20 protein-coding genes are annotated in these 20,967 nt (G+C 71.4%); 11 read left to right on the top strand and 9 right to left on the bottom strand.

What is annotated here, in order from left to right; all coding sequences use genetic code 11:
- Nucleotides 1-109 precede the first annotated feature (109 nt).
- The 5 genes from QMZ92_RS18570 (at nucleotide 110) to QMZ92_RS18550 (ending at nucleotide 5,108) form a co-directional block, all read left to right on the top strand.
- Entirely contained in the window at nucleotides 110-1,048 is a 939-nt protein-coding gene (locus QMZ92_RS18570; protein WP_283298485.1) for a coiled-coil domain-containing protein, read from the top strand.
- 196 nt (nucleotides 1,049-1,244) lie between these two features.
- Nucleotides 1,245-2,195, top strand: a complete 951-nt coding sequence (locus tag QMZ92_RS18565; protein WP_283298484.1) for an ABC transporter ATP-binding protein — start codon at nucleotides 1,245-1,247, stop codon at nucleotides 2,193-2,195.
- Nucleotides 2,196-2,197: 2 nt separating this feature from the next.
- Nucleotides 2,198-2,977 carry an ABC transporter permease gene (locus tag QMZ92_RS18560; RefSeq protein ID WP_283298483.1) on the top strand — a complete coding sequence of 260 codons (780 nt, stop codon included), beginning with the start codon at nucleotides 2,198-2,200 and terminating at the stop codon, nucleotides 2,975-2,977.
- A 140-nt stretch (nucleotides 2,978-3,117) separates the two neighbouring features.
- Nucleotides 3,118-4,281: an ABC transporter ATP-binding protein gene (locus QMZ92_RS18555; protein ID WP_283298482.1), complete on the top strand. Its 1,164-nt coding sequence runs from the start codon at nucleotides 3,118-3,120 to the stop codon at nucleotides 4,279-4,281.
- On the top strand, nucleotides 4,278-5,108 hold the full coding sequence (locus QMZ92_RS18550) for an ABC transporter permease (protein WP_283298481.1): 831 nt from the start codon (nucleotides 4,278-4,280) through the stop codon (nucleotides 5,106-5,108). The genes QMZ92_RS18555 and QMZ92_RS18550 overlap by 4 nt, the downstream gene beginning before the upstream one ends.
- A 40-nt stretch (nucleotides 5,109-5,148) precedes the next feature.
- On the opposite strand, the gene QMZ92_RS18545 is transcribed toward QMZ92_RS18550, so the two are convergent.
- Nucleotides 5,149-5,478: an Rv1322 family protein gene (locus QMZ92_RS18545; protein ID WP_283298480.1), complete on the bottom strand. Its 330-nt coding sequence runs from the start codon at nucleotides 5,476-5,478 to the stop codon at nucleotides 5,149-5,151.
- A gap of 214 nt (nucleotides 5,479-5,692) precedes the next feature.
- On the opposite strand from QMZ92_RS18545, the gene QMZ92_RS18540 reads away from it, so the two are divergent.
- Nucleotides 5,693-6,733: an LLM class flavin-dependent oxidoreductase gene (locus QMZ92_RS18540; RefSeq protein ID WP_283298479.1), complete on the top strand. Its 1,041-nt coding sequence runs from the start codon at nucleotides 5,693-5,695 to the stop codon at nucleotides 6,731-6,733.
- A 128-nt stretch (nucleotides 6,734-6,861) separates the two neighbouring features.
- Here QMZ92_RS18540 and QMZ92_RS18535 read toward each other — a convergent pair whose 3' ends face one another.
- Nucleotides 6,862-7,254 (bottom strand): SCO5389 family protein, encoded by a 393-nt coding sequence (locus QMZ92_RS18535; RefSeq protein WP_138053086.1) that lies wholly within the window; start codon nucleotides 7,252-7,254, stop codon nucleotides 6,862-6,864.
- 284 nt (nucleotides 7,255-7,538) lie between these two features.
- Here QMZ92_RS18535 and nucS point away from each other — a divergent pair, with 284 nt between their 5' ends.
- A complete protein-coding gene (nucS, locus tag QMZ92_RS18530) occupies nucleotides 7,539-8,201 on the top strand; it encodes an endonuclease NucS (RefSeq protein ID WP_199800660.1) in 663 nt (220 codons plus the stop codon).
- Nucleotides 8,202-8,500: 299 nt separating this feature from the next.
- Here the strand turns inward: nucS and QMZ92_RS18525 are convergent, their stop codons facing one another.
- The 3 genes from QMZ92_RS18525 to QMZ92_RS18515 form a co-directional block, all read right to left on the bottom strand.
- Complete coding sequence (locus tag QMZ92_RS18525; protein WP_283298478.1) at nucleotides 8,501-11,134, bottom strand: ATP-binding protein; 2,634 nt, start codon at nucleotides 11,132-11,134, stop codon at nucleotides 8,501-8,503.
- 218 nt (nucleotides 11,135-11,352) lie between these two features.
- On the bottom strand, nucleotides 11,353-11,676 hold the full coding sequence (locus QMZ92_RS18520; RefSeq protein WP_093653370.1) for an STAS domain-containing protein: 324 nt from the start codon (nucleotides 11,674-11,676) through the stop codon (nucleotides 11,353-11,355).
- A gap of 231 nt (nucleotides 11,677-11,907) precedes the next feature.
- Nucleotides 11,908-12,756 (bottom strand): 3-hydroxyacyl-CoA dehydrogenase family protein, encoded by an 849-nt coding sequence (locus QMZ92_RS18515; RefSeq protein ID WP_283298477.1) that lies wholly within the window; start codon nucleotides 12,754-12,756, stop codon nucleotides 11,908-11,910.
- Nucleotides 12,757-13,269: 513 nt separating this feature from the next.
- On the opposite strand from QMZ92_RS18515, the gene QMZ92_RS18510 reads away from it, so the two are divergent.
- Nucleotides 13,270-13,842: a cob(I)yrinic acid a,c-diamide adenosyltransferase gene (locus QMZ92_RS18510; protein WP_283298476.1), complete on the top strand. Its 573-nt coding sequence runs from the start codon at nucleotides 13,270-13,272 to the stop codon at nucleotides 13,840-13,842.
- A 170-nt stretch (nucleotides 13,843-14,012) separates the two neighbouring features.
- Here QMZ92_RS18510 and QMZ92_RS18505 read toward each other — a convergent pair whose 3' ends face one another.
- The gene (locus QMZ92_RS18505) at nucleotides 14,013-14,594 is read right to left on the bottom strand and encodes a hypothetical protein (protein ID WP_283298475.1); all 582 of its coding nucleotides are present in this window, start codon (nucleotides 14,592-14,594) and stop codon (nucleotides 14,013-14,015) included.
- 148 nt (nucleotides 14,595-14,742) lie between these two features.
- On the opposite strand from QMZ92_RS18505, the gene QMZ92_RS18500 reads away from it, so the two are divergent.
- The 3 genes from QMZ92_RS18500 to QMZ92_RS18490 all read left to right on the top strand — a co-directional run bounded on the left by QMZ92_RS18500 (nucleotide 14,743) and on the right by QMZ92_RS18490 (nucleotide 18,609).
- Nucleotides 14,743-15,954 (top strand): sensor histidine kinase, encoded by a 1,212-nt coding sequence (locus QMZ92_RS18500; protein ID WP_283298512.1) that lies wholly within the window; start codon nucleotides 14,743-14,745, stop codon nucleotides 15,952-15,954.
- Nucleotides 15,951-16,598 (top strand): response regulator, encoded by a 648-nt coding sequence (locus QMZ92_RS18495; protein ID WP_283298474.1) that lies wholly within the window; start codon nucleotides 15,951-15,953, stop codon nucleotides 16,596-16,598. The genes QMZ92_RS18500 and QMZ92_RS18495 overlap by 4 nt, the downstream gene beginning before the upstream one ends.
- A 157-nt stretch (nucleotides 16,599-16,755) precedes the next feature.
- Entirely contained in the window at nucleotides 16,756-18,609 is a 1,854-nt protein-coding gene (locus QMZ92_RS18490) for a glycoside hydrolase family 18 chitinase (protein ID WP_283298473.1), read from the top strand.
- A gap of 93 nt (nucleotides 18,610-18,702) precedes the next feature.
- On the opposite strand, the gene QMZ92_RS18485 is transcribed toward QMZ92_RS18490, so the two are convergent.
- The 3 genes from QMZ92_RS18485 to QMZ92_RS18475 form a co-directional block, all read right to left on the bottom strand.
- Nucleotides 18,703-19,473: a hypothetical protein gene (locus tag QMZ92_RS18485; RefSeq protein ID WP_283298472.1), complete on the bottom strand. Its 771-nt coding sequence runs from the start codon at nucleotides 19,471-19,473 to the stop codon at nucleotides 18,703-18,705.
- Between the two features lie 367 nt (nucleotides 19,474-19,840).
- On the bottom strand, nucleotides 19,841-20,287 hold the full coding sequence (locus QMZ92_RS18480; protein ID WP_138057415.1) for a DUF2550 domain-containing protein: 447 nt from the start codon (nucleotides 20,285-20,287) through the stop codon (nucleotides 19,841-19,843).
- A 139-nt stretch (nucleotides 20,288-20,426) separates the two neighbouring features.
- Nucleotides 20,427-20,798, bottom strand: coding sequence for a F0F1 ATP synthase subunit epsilon (locus QMZ92_RS18475; protein WP_138053096.1), 372 nt, complete (start codon nucleotides 20,796-20,798; stop codon nucleotides 20,427-20,429).
- Nucleotides 20,799-20,967: the final 169 nt, after the last annotated feature.

Raw genomic sequence — 20,967 nt, 5'->3', positions numbered from 1 at the left:
GAAAGACTGGACATTCTCCATATCAAACGGGCATCAGCTCGATGACACGCCGCTCGGGCGCCTAGGATTCCCCCTAACACCTCAGCCGGTCTCATTCGACAGGAACCCCATGAGCGACACTTCCTCCCCCTTCGGCTTCGAGCTCGTGCGGCGTGGGTACGACCGCGGTCAGGTGGACGACCGCATTACCAAACTCGTCGCCGATCGTGACAGTGCTCTCGCACGGATCACCTCACTGGAAAAGCGCATCGAGGAGCTGCATCTCGAGACGCAGAATGCCCAGGCCCAGGTCAACGACGCTGAGCCGTCCTACGCGGGACTCGGTGCGCGTGTCGAGAAGATCCTCCGCCTCGCCGAGGAGGAGGCGAAGGACCTGCGCGAGGAGGCCCGGCGCGCGGCGGAGCAGCACCGCGAGCTCGCCGAGGGCGCCGCCCAGCAGGTACGCAACGACGCCGAGGCGTTCGCGGCGGATCGCAAGCAGAAGGCCGAGGACGAGGGCGTCAGGATCGTCGAGAAGGCGCAGAGCGAGGCGAACTCGCTGCGTGCCGACGCGCAGAAGGACGCGCAGTCCAAGCGCGAGGAGGCGGACGCGCTCTTCGAGGAGACCCGGGCCAAGGCCGCCCAGGCCGCCGCGGACTTCGAGACGAACCTCGCGAAGCGCCGCGAGCAGTCCGAGCGCGACCTGGCGTCGCGTCAGGCGAAGGCGGAGAAGCGCCTCGCGGAGATCGAGCACCGCGCCGAGCAGCTGCGCCTCGAGGCCGAGAAGCTGCGCACGGACGCGGAGCGCCGCGCCCGGCAGACCGTCGAGACCGCGCAGCGCCAGGCCGAGGACATCGTGGCCGACGCGAACGCCAAGGCGGACCGTATCCGCAGCGAATCGGAGCGCGAGCTGGCGGCGCTGACGAACCGTCGCGACTCCATCAACGCCCAGCTGACCAACGTCCGCGAGATGCTGGCCACGCTGACCGGCGCGGCGGTCGCCGCGACGGGTGCCCCGGCGGACGACGAGCCGGTGTCCCGCGGCGTCCCGGCGCAGCAGACCCGCTGACGCCGCAGCCGTACGGCAGTACGCTCCGCGTGCGCCCGGTGCCTTCGACGGCACCGGGCGCACGCGTCCTCCCGGGGCCCGCACGGCGCTGCGCGGTCCGGGCCGCTGCCGGCCGTCACCGTCCGGACAGCGAGAAGTCTCCGTCCGTTGGCCATATCCGCTGGCATCGCCCCATGGGCCCACGTAGCGTGAACGCATGATCGAGCTCGAGGGTCTCACCAAGCGTTTCGGCTCCAAGGTCGCGGTCGACCGCCTCTCCTTCACGGTGCGACCGGGCGTCGTGACCGGCTTCCTGGGGCCCAACGGCGCAGGCAAGTCGACGACGATGCGCATGATGCTGGATCTGGACAACCCCACCAGCGGGACGGTCCGGATCGACGGCAAGCACTACCGGGAGCTGCAGGAACCGCTCAAGTACATGGGCGCCCTGCTCGACGCCAAGGCGATGCACGGCGGACGAACCGCCTACAACAACCTGCTCTGTCTGGCCCAGGCGAACCGGATCCCTGCGAGCCGGGTGGCAGAGGTCCTCGACACGGTCGGCCTGACCGCGGTGGCGAGGAAGAAGACCAAGGGTTTCTCCCTCGGTATGGGGCAGCGACTGGGCATCGCTTCCGCGCTGCTCGGCGACCCGGAGATCCTGATGTTCGACGAGCCGGTCAACGGGCTGGATCCCGAGGGAATTCACTGGATCCGCAATCTGATGAAACAGCTTGCGGCCGAAGGAAGAACGATCTTCGTCTCCTCCCATCTGATGAGCGAAATGGCCCTCACCGCCGACCACCTGATCGTCATCGGCCAGGGACGGCTGCTCGCCGACACATCGATGGCCGATTTCATCCACCAGAACTCGCGCAGTTATGTGCGGTTGCGCTCGCCGCAGCAGGAACGGCTACGGGACGTGCTCCACCAGTCGGGCCTCGTCCCCGTCGAGGCCGGCAACGGCACACTGGAGATCGACGGCGCCACCACCGAGCAGGTGGGCGAACTGGCGGCCGAGCACCACGTCGTGCTCCACGAACTGAGCTCCCAGCGCGCCTCGCTGGAGGAGGCGTTCATGCAGATGACGGCGAGCGCCGTGGAGTACCACGCGCACTCCGCCCCCGGTCACGGCCCGCAGTGGGCCCCGCGCGACGAGGGAGCCTGACCATGGCCTCGGTACCCGCCGTTCTGCAGTCCGAGTGGACCAAGATCCGCACGGTCGCCTCCACCACCTGGACGCTCGTCAGCGCCTTCGTCGTGACGGTCGTCGTCGGCGCGCTGCTCTGCGCGCTGCTCGCCTCGACGTTCGACGAGCTGCCGCCGGCGGAGCAGGCCACCTTCGACCCGACGCTCGTCAGCTTCTCCGGCATGGTGCTGGGACAGCTCGCGATGGTCGTCTTCGGTGTGCTCGTGGTCGGCACGGAGTACAGCTCGGGCATGATCCGCACCTCCCTCGCGGCCGTCCCGCAGCGCGCCACCTTCCTGTTCAGCAAGATCGTGGTGGCCGGGCTGCTGGCGCTGGCGGTCGGAATGGCGACGAGCTTCCTGAGCTTCTTCCTCGGCCAGGCCCTGCTCGGCGAGCGCGCCACCTCCATCGGCGAGGAGAACGTGCTGCGCGCGGTGATCGGCGGGGGGCTCTACATGGGGCTCATCGCGATCTTCTCCATGGGCGTCGCGGCGATGCTGCGCAGTTCGATGCTCTCGCTCGGCATCCTGATGCCGTTCTTCTTCCTGGTGTCGCAGATCCTGGCCGCCGTCCCGTACGCGAAGGACGTGGCCCGCTACTTCCCGGACCAGGCGGGCTCGAAGATCATGCAGGTCGTGCCGCTGGCGATGAACAGCGAGGAGGCTCCGTACGGGCCGTGGGGCGGTCTCGGCATCATGCTGCTCTGGGTGGCGGCCGCGCTGCTCGGCGGCTTCCTGGTGCTCAAGGAGCGGGACGCCTGACGGGACCGGCGCCCGCACCGGGCAGGTCGTTCGCCATGGCCGGAACCGTCAGGCCCCGGATATCCTCCTAACTCTTACGGGGGGCTGCGGCCGTGTGCGACCGTGCCCCGACGACCTGACCTGTCGATGGGGCTGGAGTAATGATCGAGGCAGTCGGCCTGACCAAGCGCTACGGCGCCAAGACGGCCGTGTACAACCTTTCCTTCCAGGTGCGGCCCGGTGCCGTCACCGGCTTCCTCGGGCCGAACGGCTCGGGCAAGTCGACGACGATGCGCATGATCCTCGGCCTCGACCAGCCGACATCCGGCCATGTCACGATCGGTGGCCACCCGTTCCGGAAGCTGCCCAACGCACCGCGTCAGGTCGGTGCGCTCCTCGACGCGAAGGCGGTCCACGGCGGGCGGAGCGCGCGCAGCCATCTGTTGTCCCTCGCCCAGCTGTCCGGCATCCCGGCCCGCAGGGTCGACGAGGTGCTCGGGGTCGTGGGCCTCCAGGACGTCGCCAAGCGGCGCTCCAAGGGCTTCTCCCTCGGTATGGGGCAGCGGCTCGGCATCGCCGCGGCCCTGCTCGGCGACCCGCAGGTACTGCTCTTCGACGAGCCGGTGAACGGTCTCGACCCGGAAGGCATCCTCTGGGTGCGCAATCTGATGAAGCAGCTGGCCTCCGAGGGCCGTACCGTCTTCGTCTCCTCGCACCTGATGAGCGAGATGGCCCTCACCGCCGATCACCTGATCGTCATCGGACGGGGCCAGCTGCTCGCGGACATGAGCGTGAAGGACTTCATCGCGCACAACTCGGCGGGCTTCGCACGGGTGCGGACGCCGCAGACCGAGCCGCAGCAGCGGGAGAAGCTGACCGGAGTCCTCACCGAGGCCGGCGGCCAGGTCATGCCGGAGCCGGACGGGGCCCTGCGGGTGACGGGCCTCACGCTCCCCGCGATCAGCGACCTGGCGCACGACGCCGGCGTCCGACTGTGGGAGCTCTCGCCGCACCAGGCCTCCCTTGAAGAGGCGTACATGCGGATGACGCAGGCCGCCGTGGACTACCGCTCCACGGACGACCGCAAGGCCGGTCTGATGCAACCGCCGCCGGTGGGGTACGACCCGTCGGCGGTGATGGTCCCGGAGATGCCGCAGCAGGGCTGGTACGCCCCGCCGCCCCCCGGGCAGAACCCGTACGCGGCCGCTCCGGCCGCGCCTCCCACCGCGACTGCGGCCGTGCCGCCGGCCCCGGCCGCGCCCGCCCCGGCTCCTGCCGCCGCCCCCGCAGACCTGACCAAGAGCAACGCCGAGGACGCCCGATGACGACCCCGTACCAGCAGCAGGGCGCGTACCCGCAGGGCGCCTACCACTCCCCCATCCCCGTGCGGGCGGCGCACCTCGGCGACGCGCTCGCCTCCGAGTGGACCAAGATCCGTTCGGTCCGCTCCACGATGTGGACGCTCGGCGTGATGATCGTGCTGATGGTCGGCATCGGTCTGCTGTCGGCGATCGCCGTGTCCTCGGCGGAGCCCGAGCTGGGCGAGGAGTCCGTCCTCAGCCTCGGCTTCTTCGGCGTTCTGCTCGGCTCGATCTGCGTGATGACGCTGGGCGTGCTGACCATCGCCTCCGAGTACGGGACCGGAATGATCCGCACCACCCTGACCGCATGCCCCAGCCGCGCCCGGGTGCTGACGGCGAAGGCGATCGTCTTCTTCCTGCTGGTCTTCGTGATCACGACCGTGACCGCCGCGATCGTCGGAGCCCTGCAGACGGCGATCGTGGACGCGGGCGTCAGCACCGGCGAGGACTGGTTCCGGGCGACGGTCGGCGTCGGGCTGTTCCTCGCCCTGCTCGGACTGCTCTCACTTGCCGTCGGAGCGCTGATCCGGCACTCCGCGGGTGCGATCACGATCATGATCGGCGTGGTTCTGCTGCCGCTGGTGCTGGCCCTGTTCATGTACTCGGAGTCGCTGCGGAACGTGCAGGACTTCCTGCTCGAGTACTCCATCCCGAGCCAGCTGGGCGTGCTCTACGACGCGCCGGTGACGGCCCAGGGTCCGCACGGCTGGGAGCCGCTGTGGATCATGCTGTGCGTGGCCGGCGTGACCATGGCCGGCGCCTACCTCGCCCTCGACCGGCGCGACGTCTGACCGTCCGGGAGCCGGCCCGTCGGCAGCCGGTCCGGGCCGTTCAGTGCCGAGGCGCGTTGCGGGACCGCTGCACCCGGGAGGTGCGGCGGTCCTTCGCGTTCCAGCACGCCTTGTGCCAGTGCCGCCGGTCGTCCACGCCGCCGTACTCGGGCCAGGCCACCACGTGCGGGGTGCCGGACGGGATCTCCTGGTCGCAGCCCGGGCAGCGGTAGCGCTTGCCCGCGGCGCTGGCCCCGGCGACGTGCCGGACCCGCCAGTCCTCGCCCTGCCAGCTCTCGGACCGCTCCACACCGCCGTAGCGGTCGCCCATGTCACCGGCGCGGCCGGTCGGCTTCTCCCCGCCGCGAGGGCGGTTTCTGCGCGGGGACACGTGACACCTCGGGGGCAGAGCGGACAGTTCACTCCCAAGCCTACGGTCCCGGGGCGGTGGGCAGGCGTCCGCTACGGCACCGAGCACACCACCCACAGGGGCCAGTTACCGGAAAATCGCAACAACTTCAGCCGCGGCCGTGCCTTTGGCACGTGTCAGACGTTGTTGCCTGTGTGGGGGGAATGCCGTGTCGGCCGCAAGGAGGCATCAGGCGATGCGCGTTGGAGCTTTTGTACTGGCCGCCCAGTTCCCGGGCCAGGGGCATGGAGAGGCGCTGCACCGGGCCGTGCGGTCCGCCGAGGCGGCGGAGGCGGCCGGGCTGGACTCGGTCTGGCTGGCCGAGCACCACTTCGTGCCGTACGGGGTGTGCCCGTCGGCGGTGACCATGGCCGCGCTGCTGCTCGGCCGCACGGAACGGATCCGGGTGGGCACGGCGGTGAGCGTCCTGCCGACCGCCCACCCCGTGGCGCTGGGCGAGCAGGCGGCGCTGCTGCACCTCACCTCGGGAGGCCGGTTCTCCCTGGGTGTGGGCCGCGGGGGCCCCTGGGTCGATCTGGAGGTCTTCGGAACCGGCCTCGGGGCGTACGAGAAGGACTTCCCCGAGTCGCTGGACCTGCTGCTGCGCTGGCTGCGGGAGGCCCGCGTGGGCAGCGAGGGGGAACGATTCGCTTTCCGCGAGGTCCCCGTCGTACCACGCCCCGACGACCTGATCGGAGAGGACGGCGACGGTCTCGCGGGCCCCGAGGTGATCACGGCCTGCACCTCCCCCGCGTCGGTCCGGCTGGCGGCCGAGCGCGGGCTGCCGATGCTGCTCGGGATGCACTGCGGCGACGAGGAGAAGGCGGACATGGTCGCCTTCTGGCGGAGCCACGCCCTCGCGGCCGGCCACGCCCCGGAGGCGGTGGCCGCGGCCGGCCATGTGTCGGCCGGTGTGGCGCAGATCGCGGACGACCGTACGGCCGCGGAGGAGACCCTCGTCAAGGCGATGCCGGGCTGGCTGAAGCAGGGCCTCGACGCGCATGTGACGGTCGACGGCCGCCGGCGCGCGATGCGTGACCCGGTCGCCTACACGGAGTTGCTGTGCCGGCTGCACCCGGTGGGCCCACCGGCGCTGGCGGCGGACCGGCTCGCGGCGACCTCCGAGCGCACCGGCATCACCCGGTTCGCGCTCCTCTCCGAGGGCTCGGGCGATCTCGCAGCGACGGAGGAGACCGTGCGGCGGCTCGGCGCCGAGGTGCTTCCGCTGCTCCGCTGAGCGGGCCGACGCGCGTGCGGGCCGCACGACCGTACGGCCCGCACGCCTCCTCCGGCCCGTCGTCCGGCGGAGGCTGCCGCTCCGGCATCCATGACGCCTCCCGCGATGCGGAGCGGCAGCGGAAGACATCAGCAGTCGCGCAGTTCGGGCGACTGGTTGAGCAGCTGGGCCCTTACGGAAGTGAAGCGGGCGAGCCGCTCGTCCACCGAGGAGTCCAGCGGGAACACCGCGACGCGGTGGCAGTTCTGGAAAGCGAGCCGTACTCCGAAGTGCCGCTGCAGCGCACCCCGGATGGCGTCACTCGCGAGCGCGCGCAACAGCTGACCACGTGCCTGCTCGTCCGGCGGAGGCGTCTGGTTGTCGGCGAACCCTCCGCCGTCCACCTTCAGCTGAGCCACCAGAGAACTGATCATCTCCCATGCGAAGGGCAGGGAGGTCCGGACGCAGTCGACGAATGCAGCTTCGTCGACCTCGCCTCGCTCGGCCTGTTCCAACAGCGCCGGTGAGACGTCGAGCGACATGGGTTCTCCTCTCGCGACCCCGCTGAACGGGGTCTTACGGGCAGGGGAGGAGGCGACCGTTCCTGCCCGACTGCGGCGCTGAAGACGACGCAGAGTGCACGACCGGCGACCTCCTGCTTCCACGTTATGCGCGCTGTCTGGTCCGCACCAGGAGAATGGGAACACAACCGGCCACCCACGTAAGGGCACAAGAGGGGCGACCCGTAGGGACTCGGACAGGGGCAGGGTGGGCGACAGGTGGAGGAATCGCGCGCAAGGAGGTCGGTCGAGTAGCGTTGCGCACCATGCGTCTCGTCATCGCCCGCTGTTCCGTGGACTACGCCGGCCGGCTCACCGCACACCTGCCCTCCGCTCCCCGTCTGATCCTGGTCAAGGCGGACGGCAGCGTCTCCATCCACGCCGACGACCGGGCGTACAAACCGCTGAACTGGATGTCCCCGCCCTGCAGCCTCAAGGAGGGGGACGACGACGTCTGGACGGTCACCAACAAAACGGGCGAGAAACTGATCATCACGATGGAGGAGGTCCTCCACGACTCGTCCCACGAGCTGGGTGTGGACCCGGGCCTCATCAAGGACGGCGTGGAGGCACACCTCCAGGAGTTGCTGGCAGACCGTATCGAGACACTGGGCGAGGGCTACAGCCTGATCCGCCGCGAGTACCCGACGGCGATCGGCCCCGTGGACATCCTCTGCCGTGACTCCGACGGCGCGACGGTGGCGGTGGAGATCAAGCGCCGCGGCGAGATCGACGGCGTCGAGCAGCTCACCCGCTATCTGGATCTCCTGAACCGCGACCCCCATCTCGCCCCGGTACGCGGTGTGTTCGCCGCACAGGAGATCAAGCCCCAGGCGCGTGTGCTGGCGACGGACCGCGGCATCGGATGTGTGGTGCTGGACTACGACGCCCTGCGTGGCATCGAGGACGACAAGCTGCGGCTGTTCTGACGGAGGCGCGTGGCAGCGGGCGGTCGGCGGTTGCGCGGGCCGCCCGGGGCTTCTGTGCCAGGGCGCGCGGCGTGGGTGTGCGCGTCGATGCGGCGGCGTACGCGCGGACGCTGCACCGCGGGTGCGGCGCGGGTCGTTCCGGCCTTGCCGCGGCGCCGGCCGTCTACCGCCGCGCCCGGCTCCCGAAGCTCTTTCGTGCGACCGCCGAACTGAACCGGTCCGAACCGGTCCGGTCCGAACCGTGCCGGGCGGGGCGGGGCGGGGCGTACCCGGGTCCGAGCCCTGACGCGCCGCCGCGGTCAGGACGACGAACTGCTGGGATCCGCCTGGCTGCCGCTGGGGCTGCTCGTCGTGGTGCCCGTGCCGCCGTCGGCCGTGCCGCCGTCCGTCGTAGCACCGTCGGTCGTACCGCCGTCGGTCGTACCGCCGTCGGTCATACCGCCGTCCGTCGTGCCACCGTCCGTCGTGCCACCGTCCGTCGTACCGCCGTCCGTCGTACCGCCGTCCGTCGTACCGCCGTCCGTCGTACCGCCGTCGGTGGAACCGCCGTCCGTCGTACCGCCGCTCGGGCCGCTGGACGTACCGCCGTCCGTCGGCGAACCCGTCGAGCCCGACGACGTGCCGCCCGTCGTCGGGGAACCCCCCGTCGACGACGAGCCACCGGTCGTGCCGCCCGTCGTCGACGAGGACGAGCCACCGGTCGCCGAGCCGGTCGCACCCGAACCGCCCGTCGAGGAACCGCTGCCCGACGCGGACGGATCGCCCGCCGAGCCGCTCTCACCGGGCCGGGCGGTACCCGGGTCCGCCGGAACGCCACCCGACGTACCACCGGTGGTGCCGTCCGCGGGGCGGCTCGTGGAGTTGTCGGAGGGCTCGTCGGCGTTGAGGCCGTCGCTCCCCTCACCCTCCTCCGCCGACTGCTCGCTGGTCACCCGGTTCACAGGAGTCTCCTCGTCGGACGTCGCCCCGAGCGTCACCACCGCCCCGAGGACCACGGCCAGCAGGACGCCCGCTCCTGCCGCGACGAGATGGCGCCGGGGGCCGGAGACGACGAGCCGGCGGGCGTCGGCGACCAGGCCGGCCGGCGAGGCAGGGGTGTCACGGCGGGTCACCAGCGTCTCGGCCGGCGCGGACACGACCGTGAGGCCCTTGGCCGGAGACACCGGCCCCTCGGGGCGGACGGCCGGAGCAGCCTCGCCCTCGGACGTGCCCGGGCCGGGGAGCCCGGCCCCCTCGCGGTCGGTCACGAGTGCCAGCGCCCTCCGTCCGGCGACCGTGCCGCGCTTGTCGGACAGCGCTCCGCGCATGGCGATGGACGCCTCGAGTTCGGCACGCGCCCGGTCGAGGCCGCCCGAACAGAGGGCCAGTACGCCGAGCTCGTGGAGGAAGTAGGCCTCCTCGGCGACCTCGCCCGCGGTCCGGGCCGCCTCCTGACCGGCGCGCAGGGTGCGCTGCCACGCCTGCCAGTGCAGTCCGGCCGCGAATGCGGGTGCGGCGCTGCGGGCCAGCAGCACGGCGGTGCCGGCGTGCCCGGTCTCCTGCGCGGGCACCAGCGCGCCCAGGGCCGCGAGGATCGCGTCGGCCTCGGAGGACGCCCGCGCAGGCGTCACCGAGGGGTGCCCCGTCCACCAGGCGTAGTGCTGGGCGGCCGTGTGGGCGCGGTCGAGGGCACCCTCGCCGTAGCCGACGGCCTCGAGCTGAGCGGCGACCCCGGCCGCCAGCCGGTAGCGGGGGCCGACGGGGCTGAGCAGGGCGCAGCTGGTCAGTTCGCCGAGCGCGGCGTCCGCGTGGGTGTCGCCGATGAGGGCGGGGAGGTGGGCCTGGTGCGGGACTTCGCCGCCGAGGGCGACCGCGAACCGGAGGGTGTCCCGGGCGGACTCGCTGAGCCGGGAGGCCAGCAGCGCGGCGGGGGCGGCTCCTTCGCCGAGCGTCGGCAGCGGGACGTCGAGGCCGTCGCCGAAGACGTTGTCCCCGTCGTCGTCGTCATCGTCGTCGCGCTCCTCCGGGACGTGGCTCAGGGCGTCGCGCTGCCTCAGCAGGGCACCGGCCTGGACGAAACGCAGGGGCAGTCCCTCCGACTCGAACCAGAGGTCGCCGGCCCAGTTGGCCTCTTCGTCGGTGAGCGGCCGGTCCACGGCCCGCTCGAGGAGCTCCAGCGCCGTGCCGCGCTCGAGCCCGGGGAGGAAGACCTCTTCGACCCGGGAGTCGGCCGAGGGCGCCGCGACGTCGGGTGTCGCGGCGAGCAGGAAGGCGCATTCCGGGGTGGCGTCCAGCAGTTCGTCCAGGGCGCTCCCGCCGAACTCCAGGTCGTCCACGAGGACGACGGCGCCGATCTCGCGGACGTGTTCGAGGAGCTCCGCCCGGTCGGGCCGGTACAGGGGCGCGTCGTGGACGGCGGTGAAGAGTTCGTACAGGAGCTCTGCAGGCGTGCGGTGGTATCCGGAGAGGCGGACGACGCCGTCGGGGGCGAGGCCCGCGCAGTCGGCGGCCACGGTGTCGAGCAGGACGGTGCGGCCCGATCCGGCCGGGCCGGTGAGTCGCACCGTACGGCCGTGTCCCAGCAGCCGGACGAGCCGCTCACGCACTTCCTGACGCTCCAGCAGCGGCAGCGCGGGGGCGGCCGGTCCGGGCGGGACCGGGGGCCGGCCGGCGCGCCGTAGTTCGTCGCGCTCCTCGACGGTGTGGCGGACGGGAGCGGCGGGTTCGGTACCGGGGCGGCAGGGCTCGATCTCGCTGCCGTCGACCGGGTTGACGGTGAGCTCGAAGTCGCCGGCGACCAGGCGCACCGTGCGTGCGGGTGGGGCCTTCTCGTGGGCGAACTCCGGCGGCACCGCGTCGCGCGGCGGCCGCTGCCGGATGCCGCCCTCCTCGGCGCCTCGGTCGCCGTCGCGGTCGTACTCGTACTCGTCCGGTCCCGGATTCCTCGGGTCCATGGTCAAAGCCCCCAGATGGCGTCTCGTGCGGAAGCCCCTCCCGGCCGGTCTGCACGCTCCGCTGCCGCTTCTGGTCCGGTGCCCGCCGTGTGGGTTCGTGAAGAGGCAGGCGACCGGAGCCTAGACGCTCTCCGGGTGTCGGGGAACAGCCGGGGGGCCGCCCGTCCCAGGACGTCACGGTCTCGTGATGATTGTGCGCCCTGGCAGGTGTCGTCCGCTCAGACCCGGGGCAGGGACTCTGCGGCGATTCCGCCCTCGATGGCCAGGATGCGGTGCAGCCGGGTGGCCACGAGGAGCCGTTGCATCTGCGGCGGTACACCGCGCAGGACGAGGCGTCGGCCGCAGCGGCCGGCCCGTCGGTGCGCGCCCATGATGACCCCGAGGCCGGTGGCGTCCCAGGAGTCGAGGTTGCTCAGGTCGAGCACGAGATCGCCCACTCCGTCGTCGACGGCCGAGTGCAGGACCGTTCGGGCGTCCGCCGCGCTCCGGACGTCGAGGCGGCCCCCGACGACCAGCTCGGCATGGTCGCCCCTGATGTGCATATGCGCTCCCCGAGAGTGCCTTTGTCCGTCAGGTCTGACTTGTATGTCGGTTTTCCGACTCTGCGTTCGATTGTCGCGTTCGACCGTGAGCTTCGACTGCGTATTTCTTTGCACCAACTGACTGCCACACGGGCAGAGAAGTTGCCGTCTGTAGGCGAACCGATACCGAATTCACCCTCAGGGGTGACGGTACGCAGGGGCGTACGGCCCCCGCGTACCCGGGGTCGGAGTTCAGTGCTTGTAGAAGCCCTGCCCGCTCTTGCGTCCGATGTCACCGGCGTCCACCATCCGGCGCATCAGCTCCGGCGGCGCGAACTTCTCGTCCTGCGACTCGGTGTAGATGTTGCCGGTGGCGTGGAGCAGGATGTCGACACCGGTCAGGTCGGCTGTGGCCAGCGGTCCCATCGCGTGGCCGAAGCCGAGCTTGCAGGCGATGTCGATGTCCTCGGCGGTCGCCACGCCCGACTCGTACAGCTTGGCGGCCTCGACGACGAGCGCCGAGATCAGACGGGTGGTCACGAAGCCGGCGACGTCGCGGTTGACGACGATGCAGGTCTTGCCCACGGACTCGGCGAACTCGCGGGCGGTGGCGAGCGTTTCGTCGCTGGTCTTGTAGCCGCGGACGAGTTCGCACAGCTGCATCATGGGAACGGGCGAGAAGAAGTGTGCGCCGACGACGCGCTCCGGCCGCTCGGTCACGGCCGCGATCTTGGTGATCGGGATGGCGGAGGTGTTGGACGCCAGCACCGCCTCGTCCCGTACGAGCTTGTCGAGCGCACGGAAGATCTCGTGCTTCACCTCGAGCTTCTCGAAGACCGCCTCGACGACGATGTCCGCGTCGGCGACCGCCTCGAGGTCCGTGGTCGTGGTGATGCGCCCCAACGCGGCCTCGGCGTCGGCCGCTTCGAGCTTCCCCTTGGCCACGAACCTGTCGTAGGACGTCTTGATGCCGTCGGTGCCGCGGGTCAGGGCCGCGTCGGTGACGTCACGCAGCACGACGTCCCAGCCCGCCTGGGCGGAGACCTGCGCGATGCCGGACCCCATGAGTCCGGCCCCGATGACGGCGAGCTTCCTGGCCACTGCTGCACCCCTTAACACACGTTTACATATCGGATCTCTGCGGAGGTTAGCGGCCGCGGGGCGCCGTGTGGCGGCGAAGAGATGCGCGTCACGTCTCAGATGACGGACATCACACCGGAAGTCGGGAGGGGGCCGCTCCACGCGCCGTCCCCGGCGGTGCCCGCACGGTCGCGCCGGGCCGGGACCCGAACACGCGGCGCCTCGGACGCGCACTCACCGGGTCGCCGCGGCCGCCCCGGCGCGACCGGCGCGGGGACGGGCCCGCCGTCCTGCGGCGGTACGCGCCGACGGACCGCGAGGACCGCCCTCCGGGCAGGGGCGGCGCAGCGTCGCGGACACGCCCTGAGGGCTGTCCCGTAATCACCGGTGGATCGGCGCGCGGCGTCAGATGGGGTGCATCGCAAGGCGGAGGGTCGTACTGGGCGTATTCGGGCGATCCGACAACGCAGCGAGGTGCCGCAGCTGTCGTTGTGCGCCCGCTGGGGATTACGGGACAGCCCTTAGGCTGGCCGCATGGTCAATCTGACGCGCATCTACACGCGCACCGGCGACAAGGGCACCACGGCTCTCGGGGACATGAGCCGCACGAGCAAGACCGATGTGCGCATCTCCGCCTACGCGGACGCCAACGAGGCCAACGCGGCCATCGGTACCGCCGTCGCGCTCGGCGGGCTCCCGGAGGAGGTCGTGAAGGTCCTCGTGCGGGTCCAGAACGACCTCTTCGACGTGGGAGCCGACCTTTCCACTCCCGTCGCGGAGAACCCGGAGTACCCGCCGCTGCGCGTGGAACAGCAGTACATCGACAAGCTGGAGGCGGACTGCGACCGCTTCCTCGCCGACCTGGACAAGCTCCGCTCGTTCATCCTGCCGGGCGGCACGCCGGGCGCCGCGCTGCTGCACCAGGCGTGCACGGTGGTACGGCGGGCCGAGCGCTCCACCTGGGCGGCCGTGGAGGTGCACGGCGAGACGATGAACCCGCTGACGGCGACCTATCTCAACAGGCTGTCCGACCTGCTCTTCATCCTCGCCAGGACGGCGAACAAGGAGGTCGGGGACGTTCTCTGGGTGCCCGGCGGCGAGCGCTAGCCGTACTGCGCCGCGTGGCGACGCCCGGCACGGCACCGACCGTACTGCGCCGCGTGCGCGCCGGCACCCGGGCCGTGTGCCGCCGGGTCGTGTCCCGCAAGGAGCGTCGTCCGCCCGGACGAAACTCTCGAAACACGACCTCACAAACACGACCGCACAGGGCAATACACCTAGGGCTCGGCGCGGGCCTGCTCGCGCCCGTCCTCGTTCTGGGCGCCCACCGGGGCCTTCTTCGGGAAGAGCGCGTAGCTCAGCGCGAAGAGCCCGTGGAAGGCCACGATCTGCCAGGAGGTGCGCATCCAGCTCTCCAGCGAACCCGTCCGCCCGGCATCGCCGACGTACCAGGCTGCGGCCTGCAGCAGACCGGTGGCGACGGCCGCACCGACCACCGTGCCCAGCCAGACCCGGCCCTCGTGCCGGGCGCGGGCGGCGCCGTGGCGCGGGGGCTTCACGGGCGGCGGGCCGCCCCCGAGGCGGTGCGCGGCATGGCCGTCGAGCCACTTGACGGTCCGGTGGCCGTGGCCCGCGGTGTAGCCGATGTAGAGCGCGGCGAGACCGTGCTTCCAGCTCGGCTCGGCCCCGTTCCTGAGGTCGAGGGCCGTCACCACCAGCAGGACGATCTCCAGCAGCGGCTCCATGAGCAGGATGGCCAGCCCGGTCCTCGGCATCCTGAGCGGATAGCGCGCGGCGAGCCCGGCGGCCAGTAGCACCCAGAAGCCGACCTCGCAGACGATGATCAGTGTGACGATCACGGTGGTTCCCCCTTCGTACCGGAACCAGGCTCCCCGACGGCGCACCCGGACGCGTCGTCGCCGGTGACGAACCGTGACTGCACCCTTCGATGTACCCGGGCTCCCCCCGGACGGGGAGGCCGGGAGGCTCCCCGGCGTGTTTCATGGGGTGGTGACCATCCCCCGCCCCCATCGCGACGACGTCCTCATCGCCGCCACCGGCCTCCTCGGCGGTCTGCTGCTGTGGTCGCTCGGTCTGCACACCACCGAGGGCGGCCGTCCGCTGTCCGGGCCGTGGGTCACACTCGTACCGCTCTTCGCGATGTCGGGGCTGGAGCTGCTGCGGCGGACCATGCCGAGGACGGCGCTCCTCGCCGGCACGGCCGCGATCGTGGCGGACCAGTTCACACCGGGGAACCTCGCGACGGTCCTGATGTTCACGGACATCGTGTACGCGGCCGTCGTGTACGGCCCGCCGGCCTCGGCCCGGCGCATCCCGTACGCCACCGGGCTGGTCACGGTCGGGGTGACGATCGGCTTCCTCACCTGGTTCCGGCATCCCTCCGCGCTGCTCGTCGGGGTGGTCGTGGGGCTGGTGTCGTTCGGCCCGGCCGCTACCGGCGCGCTCGTCCGCGACCACCGCGAGGCCGCGGAGGCGGCACGGCTGCGCGCGGAGCAGACGGCGCTGCTCGCCGAGATGGACCGGAGGGAGGCGATCATCGCCGAGCGCGCCCGGATGGCCCGGGAACTGCACGATCTGGTCGCCAACCACCTCTCCGCGATCGCCATCCACTCCACCGCGGCGCTGTCCCTGGACGAGCCCGCGACGACGCGGCAGGCACTCACCGTCATCCGGGAGAACAGCGTGGAGGGCCTGGCGGAGATGCGGCGGCTGATCGGGCTGCTGCGGGACAGCGGCGACGACGCCGAGCCCGCCGTCGCACCCACCCTGGCCGGCCTCGACGCGCTCGTGGCGCAGGCCCGCACCAACGGAGCCGCGAGCGGGCTGGAGTTCATGCTGGACGACGCGATCGACGCGGATACGGCGCCTCCCGTCCCGGTGGCGCTCGCGGCCTACCGGATCGTGCAGGAGTCGCTCACGAACGCGCTGAAGCACGCGGACGCGGGCGAGGTCGCCGTCCGGCTCACCGGCACCACCGGCCGGGCGCTGACGGTGACGGTGACCAGCCCGTACGGCAGCGGGCCGGGGCCGCGCGCGCCGGGGTCGGGCGCCGGGCTGGTCGGAATGCGCGAGCGGATCGCACTGCTGGGCGGTGAGTTCGAGGCGGGTCCCGAGCCCGGCCCGGCCGGCGGTCCGGCGAAGATCTGGCGGGTACGGGCGGTGCTGCCCATGGTGGACGACAAGGAGCCCTCGGCATGATCCGGGTAGTGGTCGCGGAGGACCAGAGGTCCGTCAGGGCCGGTCTGGTCCTGATTCTGGGCAGCGCCCCCGACATCGAGGTGGTGGGCGAGGCCGGGGACGGCGAGGAGGCGGTACGGCTGACCCGGAGGCTGCGGCCCGATCTGGTGCTGATGGATGTGCAGATGCCGCGACTGGACGGGGTCTCGGCGACCCGTCAGGTCGTCGCGGAGGGTCTCGCGGACGTCCTGGTGCTGACGACGTTCGACCTCGACGAGTACGTCTTCGGCGCACTGCGCGCGGGGGCCGCCGGCTTCCTGCTCAAGAACACCGAGGCGAAGGATCTGATCGAGGGGGTGCGCACGGTCGCGCGCGGCGAGGGCCTGGTCGCGCCGGCGGTGACCCGGCGGCTGCTCGCCGAGTTCGCCTCGCCCACGCCCGTGCCGTCGCCGGACGCTCCGGACGCCGCCGTGCTCGACGTGCTGACGCGGCGTGAGCGCGAGGTGCTGTCCTGTCTGGGCGAAGGGCTGTCGAACGCCGAGATCGCGGTGCGGCTGCAGATGGCCGAGGCCACGGTGAAGACCCATGTCAGCAGGCTGCTGGGCAAGCTGGAGCTGCGGAGCCGGGTGCAAGCGGCCGTTCTGGCACAGGAGTTGGGGGTCTGACAGCTCCGGGGCACCCCCACCCACCTCTGGTCTGGACCTCTTGACGATTGGTCCAGACCTTCCTACGCTCGCCGCACGCACACCGCGGTGAGCCCCGCGGAGTGCTCTGCACGGACCGACCCCCGACCCCGTCCGTCCGCGAACTCGAGGAGCACCCTTGAGCACGAGTACCCCCCTCACCAGAAGCAGGTTCAGATCCAGAGCGACGGCGGGACTCACCGCCCTGCTGCTCCCCCTCGCCGCCATGGTCGGACTCGCCACACCCGCCCAGGCAGCCACCTCCGTCACCGCCGCGTACGCCAAGGTCCAGGACTGGGGCAGCGGCTTCGAGGGCAAGTGGACGGTGAAGAACACCGGCACCACCTCGATCAGCACCTGGACCGTCGAGTGGGACTTCCCCTCCGGCACCTCCGTGACCTCCGCGTGGGACGCCGACGTCACCGGCTCGGGCACCCACTGGACCGCGAAGAACAAGAGCTGGAACGGCACCCTCGCCCCCGGTGCCTCGGTGTCCTTCGGCTTCAACGGCACCGGCGCCGGCTCGCCCGCCAACTGCCGGATCAACGGCGGTTCCTGCGACGGCGGCACGGTCCCCGGCGACAACCCGCCGTCCGCGCCCGGCACCCCGTCCGCCGGCGGCGTCACCGACACCTCGGTGGCGCTCAGCTGGACCGCGGCCACCGATGACAAGGGCATCAAGAACTACGACGTCCTCCGCGACGGCACGCGCGTCGCGACCGTCACCGGCCTCACGTACACCGACTCGGGACTCACCGCGGGCACCGACTACTCGTACACGGTGCAGGCCCGAGACACCGCCGACCAGACCGGACCCGTCAGCGGCGCCCGCGCCGTGCGGACCACCGGCGGCGACCCCGGCCCGGGCCCCGGCCCCGGCTCGAAGATCAAGCTCGGCTACTTCACCAACTGGGGCGTCTACGGCCGCAACTACCACGTGAAGAACCTGGTGACCTCCGGCACCGCCGCCAAGATCACCCACATCAACTACGCCTTCGGCAACGTGCAGAACGGCCAGTGCACCATCGGCGACTCCTACGCCGACTACGACAAGGCCTACACCGCCGACCAGTCGGTCGACGGAGTCGCGGACACCTGGGACCAGCCGCTGCGCGGCAACTTCAACCAGCTCCGCAAGCTCAAGCAGCGCTACCCGCACATCAAGATCCTGTGGTCCTTCGGCGGCTGGACCTGGTCGGGCGGCTTCCCGCAGGCCGTCCAGAACCCGACGGCGTTCGCCAACTCCTGCTACAACCTGGTCGAGGACCCGCGCTGGGCCGACGTCTTCGACGGCATCGACCTCGACTGGGAGTACCCGAACGCCTGCGGCCTCTCCTGCGACACCAGCGGCCCCGCCGCCTTCAAGAACATGATGCAGGCCATGCGCGCCAAGTTCGGCCCGAACAACCTGGTCACGGCCGCCATCACGGCCGACGCGAGCTCCGGAGGAAAGATCGACAAGACCGACTACGCGGGCGCCGCGCAGTACTCCGACTGGTACAACGTGATGACGTACGACTTCTTCGGCGCCTTCGACGCGGACGGCCCGACCGCCCCGCACTCGCCGCTGACGTCGTACGCCGGCATCCCGCAGCAGGGCTTCACCTCCGCGGAGGCGATCGCCAAACTCAAGGCCCAGGGCGTTCCGGCGGGCAAGCTGCTGCTGGGCATCGGTTTCTACGGCCGGGGCTGGACGGGTGTCGCCCAGTCCGCGCCGGGCGGTTCGGCCACCGGACCCGCACCCGGCACGTACGAACAGGGCATCGAGGACTACAAGGTCCTCAGGAACAGCTGCCCCGCCAACGGCACCGTCGCCGGGACGGCGTACGCCCACTGCGGCTCCAACTGGTGGAGCTACGACACACCGGCGACCATCGGCAGCAAGATGGGCTGGGCGAAGAACCAGAGCCTGGGAGGCGCGTTCTTCTGGGAGTTCAGCGGGGACACCGCGAACGGTGAGCTGGTGAGCGCGATCAGCACCGCGCTGGGATAGCCGCAACGCCCGAGCGGGGGTGGTGCCCGGCACCACCCCCGCTTCCGGTACGGCGCGGGACGTCGGCGGCTCACCCCGCGCCCCGCCGCTGCCCTACACCGTCACCGGATAGGACAGCAGAAGGCTCACCGCCGCCAGCAGAGCCGCCACGGTGAGCCCGAGCAGCACCCACTGGGCGCGCCCCGCCCGGGACCGCCCGGCCACCGCGGCGAAGAACAGGACCAGGGCGAACAGCACGGCCGTCAGGACGTAGTTGTCCGATCGCTGGTTCGACTGCCGCGCCGTCGCCGACTTCCGTTCCGCCTGGCGGAGCAGGCGGTCGGCCGCCTCGTCGGCGGCGAGCCGGTACTCCGGCATGGCGAAGGGAGTAGGTGGCGCCTCGGGGTTCGCCAGAGGACGGTTCACGAGCCAGGCGGACATGGCCGGCTTGAACTCCTTCCGGAACCGTGTGAAGAGAAAACCGGAGACGCTGTCAGGGTCCGGTGTGTACACTCCCTCGGGCCGCCTCGACGGGTCGGCGACGATCTCCTCGTTGAGCGCGGTGAGCCACTGGGTGAAGGAAATGACGTCGATGGTCACGAGCTGGCCCGCCTCGTTGGAACGGCGTGACGACTCGGTGCGCGCCGCGGACGCCTGTGCGTAGGAGTTCGCCTGCACACCACTCCATTTGGCGCTCTGGAACCCGGCCCACGCCGTACCGACCGCAGCCAGCGCGAGGATGACCGTCAGAACGAGCTCGATCCGGTCCCGTGCGCGTCCCCCGTCCACCGGCTCGTTGCCGGCCCGGCTTCCCGTCCCCCCGCTTCCCCGGCCCGATCCGTCTTCGCCGGCGCCCGCCTCGGCACGCCCGTCCGCTGTGCTCATGGCGCGAGCCTATGGGTGCGGAGATCGGAAAGCGGCCCGAACCGGACCGCAGTCGTCCGGGCGGGGGGTGCAACGGGCCGAGTATCACCCGGACTACGTAAGGACACCGGGTCGCCCCCGGCGTTCGGGCCACCGCCAGCACGTGGCGCGACGCCCGCCGCCCCAGCCGAGGAGGCCCTCCGATCGGGCCACGTTGACCCTCCCTCAGGCTCCGTTCCGGGGGGAGTCCCTCTCATCAGGCCACATTGCCCCTCCCCCAGACTTCGTCCCGGGGCCCCCCCAACCAACGAGGACCCCTCCATCAGGCCACATTGACCCGCCCCCAGACTCCGTCCGGGGGCGCCCCCAACCAACGAGGAACCCTCAATCAGGCCACATTGACTCGTTGGCCGGGAGGTGCTGCCTCCAGCCAGGCCAGGAAGCCGGTCAGCGCGTCCTCGCTCATCGCCAGCTCGAGACGGGTGCCGTGGTGCAGACAGCCCAGGACGACCGCGTCCGACAGCAGCGCCAGCTCCTCTTCGCCCTCGGGCAGGCGCCGGGCGACCACCTCGATCGCCGAGCGCTCCAGGGCGCGTCGCGGGCGGAGGGCGTAGGAGAAGACCCGGAACCACTCGACCCGGTCGCCGTTGTAACGGGCCACGCCGTACACCCAGCCCTTGCCCGAGTGGTCACCGTCCTCCGGGACGTTCCAGCGCAGGCTGCAGTCGAAGGTGCCGCCCGAGCGCTGGATCAGTCTGCGGCGCAGACCGAAGACGAAGAGCCCGATCACCACCAGTGCGACGACCAGTCCGCTCACGAGCAGAGCGAGGAACATCTTCACCGACCTCCTCGCTTCGTCCCGTAGCGGAATACGACCTGCACCTGCATCTGCACCTGCATTGCCTCAGCCGCGACCTGGTCTGGAGAAGTCCAGTCCGGGCCGCGGCTGAGAGTGGTTCATCGGCGGGGTGCGCTCAGCGCACCGCCACCGCGCGCAGCCGAACCTCGGCGCGCCGCTCGGCGGCGGCGTCGTCGTCGGCCTTGGCGCGCTCCAGCGCACGCTCGGCGCGCTGGGCGTCGATCTCGTCCGCCAGCTCGGCGATCTCCGCCAGCAGCGACAGCTTGTTGTCGGCGAACGACATGAAACCGCCGTGCACTGCGGCGACGACCGTTCCCTCGTTCGTACGGATGGTCACCGGGCCCGACTCCAGCACACCGAGCAGCGGCTGGTGACCGGGCATGACGCCGATGTCGCCGGACGTGGTGCGCGCGACGACCAGGTTGGCCTCGCCGGACCAGACCTGACGGTCGGCGGCGACCAGCTCGACGTGCAGCTCAGCAGCCAAGGGTGGCTCCTCGGGTCACCACCCGGCGGTCATGCCGGGTGTTGGGTCATAAGTCTAATGGGGGCCCGGGCGCCGAAGCGCCCGGGGCCGTCCGGGGCCCGCCGCACGGGCGGCTGATTCAGGACCCCGGGAGGGCGTGAGAAGGGGGGCGGGACGGACCCCGCCCCCC

It is taken from the genome of Streptomyces sp. HNM0645 (assembly GCF_030056615.1).
Lineage (GTDB): Bacteria > Actinomycetota > Actinomycetes > Streptomycetales > Streptomycetaceae > Streptomyces > Streptomyces marianii.
The sequence above is the reverse complement of the archived record's forward strand: the minus strand, read 5'-3'. Positions and strand labels throughout refer to the sequence as shown.